Origin of the sequence: Cyanobium sp. T1B-Tous, assembly GCF_024345475.1 — a bacterium.
In the GTDB taxonomy this organism is placed as follows: Bacteria; Cyanobacteriota; Cyanobacteriia; order PCC-6307; family Cyanobiaceae; genus Cyanobium_A.
Window position 1 is genome coordinate 1 of the sequence record NZ_JAGQBE010000111.1, and the last position, 5,624, is coordinate 5,624.

1 pseudogene is annotated in these 5,624 nt (G+C 61.0%); it reads left to right on the forward strand.

Features of this window, described 5'->3' with window-relative positions:
- Nucleotides 1-436: 436 nt before the first annotated feature.
- Nucleotides 437-5,624: pseudogene (locus KBY71_RS14685) on the forward strand (FG-GAP repeat protein); the annotation flags it as partial.

Below are 5,624 nucleotides of genomic sequence, written 5' to 3' on the forward strand. Positions count from 1 at the left end.
TCAGCTTGGTGCCCGGCTTTCACTCGGGTTGGGCGGGGCTTTTCAGATGGAAGGTGGCAAGGCCTATCCCAATGCCGTGCCATCCCTGCTTTGGGATGCAGAGCAAAATTATAATCTAGCCCGCTTAAAGTGGCCGGAAGAGGGCACAACGGCGGGCGATATCTTTAAATGGTTTTATTATATCGGCTTGGGTGCAGACTTGTTTGGCAATCTGTCGGGCGGCATGGCGCCATCCAAGGCGGGTGCGTTTATATCTTCGCAAAATACGCAACAGGTTGCGCAAAAACTAAAGATCGCCAAAGGATGGAACATTGTTCAGAATCTGTCCGGGCTGGTGCAGTCGGTGTCGCAGGTGCCGTGGATCGTGTCGTCTGCCAACATTATCTTTGGCAATCTCGGTGGTTGGGATCGGGGCCCCTTCACAGCTAATGTCGAGTTGTCGACCTTCTTCAATGGCAGTGTGGAGCTGGCCAATGGAGTGATTGGCGGTTATGCCATGGGGCAAGCCGCCATTGGGTTCGAGGCGGGTGGCTTCAGCGGTTTGGGAGGCACCTATCGCACCATGCTGGCCATCGGTTATCGCCTGGGTGGCGTCAGCCAGGATCTGATCAACCTCACCGACTCTGGTCGTTTCGATGGGGGTGATTCCTCCATCATCGACACCGGCAGCCTGGCTCTGCAGGCTGGATCGCTGCGGGTGAGTGCCAGCAATAGTCAGGGTGCCGAGTTGAAGCTGCCCGTAGAGCGTGTGCTCGCTAGTGGCGGTGTGTTGGAGCTTTCGCCGCTTCAATCCACACTGGCTGGCAGCAGTGGTACTGAGCGTGTGACCCTCAAGGGCGCGGTGATCGCGCCTGAGGGAGAGGTGGATGAGCAGGGCTACCTAACGGACTTTGCGTTGGCTGTTGGTGGCGCGATCCAATCCAGCACGGTGCGCCTGCTGGTGGATCAACGCTCCTTGCTCACAGGCGCGGAACGCTACGAGGCCATGAATCTGGCCGACTACTGGCAGCAGCAGCCGCTGGAGGCTTCCAACAACGTGCTGGTGGGTTCCAGGCTGAAGGTGAAGCCTGGCCAGGCCGTGCAGCTGCAGCTGCAGGTAGACGTGAGCGGCAGCACGCTGCCGCAGCTACGCCTTGGTGCCCTGGTGGATGGAGCGTTCAGCAACTTTGCAGCTGATGCCCTGTTGGATCGGATGCCTTCAGCTGCGGAGCAGCGCCAGGAGGCAGGCAGCACCCAGATGCTCGGCCTCACGGCGGTGAAAGGGCTTACGTCGGCGCAGGCCACCACGGCGAACCCCTATGTGGCCGCGTTTGTGGTGGGAGCCAACGGCAACAGCTACCGCAGTTTTGATTTCATCCTTGAGCCCGTGGCTGGTGCCGTGAGCAGGGGTCGTGCCATCGCCGGGGTGGGCGGTGCCATCGAGAGGGTGGAGATGCTGATGGCGGCGCCATCCAGTTTGTATCGGAGCGTGGATCTGGCTCAGTGGCGCGATGCTGCCCTGGAGGGCCAGCTCCGGGCACGCACAGCGGCGGGCCGTGATGCGGTGCTGGAGCTGGTGGTGGCTGGCAGCGGCGAGCTTCAGGGTGCAGAGGTGGCGAAGGATGCAGCGGGCAGCGGCTACCTCAATGGCGGCAGTGGTGTGTTTCAGCAGCGGCTTGAAGCCGGTGCTGGCAACAGCCTGCTGGTGGAGATCGTGGTGGAGCAGGGCGTGGCAGCTCGGGCACGAGTGCTCAGCGCTAGCGGTGCCTTCAGCAATGGTGCACGGATCCCGCTTGCCAACACCGTCACCGGAGTGGGCAGCGGGTTGGCGTTGACGCCGGTGACCCGCAGCCAGCTTGATCTCAACCAGGTGGATGAGACGGAGATCGGCATTGGTTCGGGCCAGCGCTACACGGGTGGTTGGGGTAGTCAGGCGGTGCTCAGCTACACCCAGGGCGGCCTCACCCCAGCCACGGCGATCAACAGCGGCTTCAACTTGTCGTTGCCAATCATCACTGCGGCCTTTGGCACACCCAATGCCGGCTGGAATACCTTGGCGGCCTTCAAGGATCCCCAGGATGCTTACACGCCGGGTGTAGATGGCTACAACTTTGACTCAATCACGAACACGTCATACCTGGGCAAGAGTGTGAATGGCAAAACGCAGGTAATGGCGTTTGCCCATGCCGATCTGCGTGCGATTCGCTCAGACGATGATCTGTATTTGCTCGACACCGCGCTGCAGCGGTCCACGGTGTACTACAGCCTCTACGACGGCACCGTCCGCGATGGCCGCGTGGTGGGCTGGCGGCCAGCCGAGGCGATCGGCACGTTGTTTGCCGGCGCGAATCGGGGCCTCATCCTCGAGCCGTTCTATGCGAAGGCGGTGGATGGTGCCAGTGTTGGCATCGAGCCGGTGCCCGGTGCCAATGATCAACTGCTGGCGGCCTGGGTCAACACGTCTCCCAGCGATGAAACATCGATCATCGTCACGATCGGCCGGCAGGAGGGTGATGCGATTGGCAGCAGCCGCGTCAATTGGTCGGAGCCATATCAGATCAAGCTCGGCCAGCTCGATGCTGAGTCAATCACCGATCTGTCGCTCACCTATCTCGATGAGCGCACCCCTGTTTTGTCGTGGAGCTTGGCCACCCTGATGCCCTATCAGGCAGCGGTGCTGAAGGACAACCCGCTCAACTATTACCGCCTTGATGATCTCCTTGATACTGATTTGATTGCCAGCGTAGGCGGAAGCCTGGGTGATCCCGGTGGCCTGATTCGGACCCGTGATCTTGCCGACTATTCAAGCCCATTCGCTGAGAAGCTAAACGATAAGGCTCCGGTGAGCACCGAGTTCCTCGGTGCCCTGTGGGATGGCCAGAGCACCGATAAGCCTGGTGATCGCAACGTCGCAGCTTATTTCGGCGGTGGCGAATTCATGCTGTTTAACAATCCGGTGGTGTCCACGCTCATGGACCCCAACAGCGAGGCGCCGTTTGGCTATGCTTATGAGCTCTGGATGCGGGCCGACCAAGCCGACGGATTTGCCTCAATTCTGGACAACGGCTTCTATCAGCGGGATGCCGTACTGCCCGGCGCTGGTGCGCTGAAGCTGCCGATCTATGCCGAGCGTGTTGCCACGGTCGACGATGAGGGCAATCTGGGTTGGTTGGTAAATGTATGGCTGGATGATTCGGCCTCGGCTTCCCTTCCAGATGTGGGGATTGGCTCGGGTTTGTCGCCGTTCAATCTGAGTTTTGCGGCGCTCGAGCAGAGCTACAACTTTCTCTTCACCTCTAGTGGCGGCGGCGCAGCGGTGCAGCAGGAGCTTGAGCTGCCTACCTATGCCTTTGGCGATCTGGTGAAGTACAGCACCAAAGATGGGGTGCTGACTTCACTGCAGGCCAATGGGGAGCCTGTGTTGTTGCACAGCACCTTTGTGAAGGATGCAGCGTCTCCCGGAGACGAGAAAACAACGGAGAAATCTGCTGAACTCGATCTGTCGGTGTCGGTTCAACAGGTGAAGGGTTGGTCGCTGCGTAAGCAGCTTGTGGATGGTGTGGAGAAGTTGATCTATACCTATGGTGAGGATCAAGCAGGGGTTTCTACGATTGAGGGTGCCCTCAAGGGCGGCGACTGGAATCATGTGTATGTGAGCTACAGCACGGATCGCACCACAGGGCAGAAGTTGGCCGAGCTGTGGATCAACGGCGAGCTGGCGGGTGCAGTTGACGACACCGCCGTTGTGGGCGCCGATGGTGCGGTGCTTCAAGCGCCGACGGGTTTCGCGCTCAACGTGATTCCCATCGCCGTTGGCTATGGCTATGAGGGCCTTCTTGACGAGCTGGTGGTGCACAGCGAGCCCCTGGGTGACCCAGGCGATGAATTGCGGGCGCGCTTGCTCTCCCGCTATGTGAATCCCAAGAGCGCTTCTGAGGCCACCTTCTATTCCCAGGCCAGCCCAAGGGCCGGCACCCAGCAGGGTGATACCAACCGCTTGAGCGATTGGGTGTGGGGGGCACCGCAAACTTTCAGCTATTCGAGTTACATCCCGGCTACCACCCCCGGTTACTACCGCGAAGGTGCCGTGGATCTGGCTGCAGCGGGCAATCTCAAGGAGCTGCGGGGTGACGGCAAGGAAGACCTGCGGCTGTCGATGCGCCTCTCTGAACTGCCCTACGGCGCTGAAATCACCGGCATTCACGTGCGCACGAGCGATGGCGCCCTGTATGGCGTGGGTGAGGGGCTGAGCCGTGGTGTGGATGGCAAATCCCTGGCCGCCGGCACCACCCTCAGTGGTTTGGTTGGCGTGGTGGCCGAAGGCCGCCTGCTCAACACAAAAGGTTCTGGGGATGCGCTGAGTCTCAGTGTGATGACCCAGGAGCTCAACCTGGATCTCTACCTTCCTGCCTCCACTTCTCTCGTGGGCCGCGAGCAGCAGGTGCAGGTGTTCTACAAAAACCCGGATGATCTGCTGCAGGGCACCCAATCGCGTTTGTGGGGTGTGAGCAGCACCGGGGCTCTTCGACAGGGACGGCCCATCGCTTTGCCCTCCCGCAGCGGTGGTGCGGAGGAGCCCAACGGCATGCTGCTTCCCAGCAACCCCGCCGCTTTGGTGGTGGGGGGCCAGACGGTGCCCCACCAGGCGGTGGCTACCTCGCTCAAGGAGATCAACACTGGCTTCGGCGTCACGCTCGCCACGGCGGCGGATTCCTACAGCCTGGATCCGGCCACCGGCAAGGAAAGCAACACCAGCTTTGCGGAACGCCTGGCGATCGCCAGCTTCCAGGATGCAGGCCAAACGCTGCAGCTGGCAGCGATCGCTTCATCCACCTTTGATCAGCCCGATTCTGGCAATCGCGGCGTGATCTGGGTGGTGGATGCCAGCCTCGGTGGCGCCAATGCCCGTGCGGCTGCCGCGGCACTGTCGGTTCTAGCCAGCCTGGCGGCTGATGCGCCCGCAGCGCTCGATCAGGCGAAGTTGAAGGGTGTGGAGATCCTGGGCAAACCCGGTCAGAACCTGGCCAATCAGTTGGTTTGGGCCGATCTCGACCGCGACGGTAAGCCCGAGCTGGTGATCGGTAACCCGGACGCCCACGATGGAGCTGGTGAAGTAGTGATCATCCGCGGCGGCCATCTCCTCAGCAAGGCGCAGCTCACGGGGGCTGCGCGGCGCATTGATCTCACCAGCTCTACCTACAGCATCAATGGTGCAGATGTGTTGGTGCTCAAGGGCAGCCCTGGAGCTGGTTTCGGCTCGGCCGTCAGCGCCGCCAACTTCGTTGTGGCTGATGCCAAGTCTGTGGATCTGGCGATCGGTGCACCGCGTGAGTCGGGCACGATTCTTGTGGATCGCTCCGGGCAGTCCCTGGCCACACCGCTGGAGAATCAAAGCGTAGGTGCCGTGTATCTGTTGCGCGGTTCTGGATCGTTGTTTAGTGCACCATCCCAACCTGTTCGGGTGGCTGATGGCTCACTGCCGCAGCTGAACAACTACAACTACCGCGGTGTGGAAGCGGATAAGCCGCGGCAGTTTGGCGCAGCGCTGGCTGCTGCCGCAGGCAGCGGCAAGGCAACAGATCTCGACGGCGATGGCATCGCCGATCTGGTGATCGGCATTCCTGGTCTGCAGACCGACCTGGTGA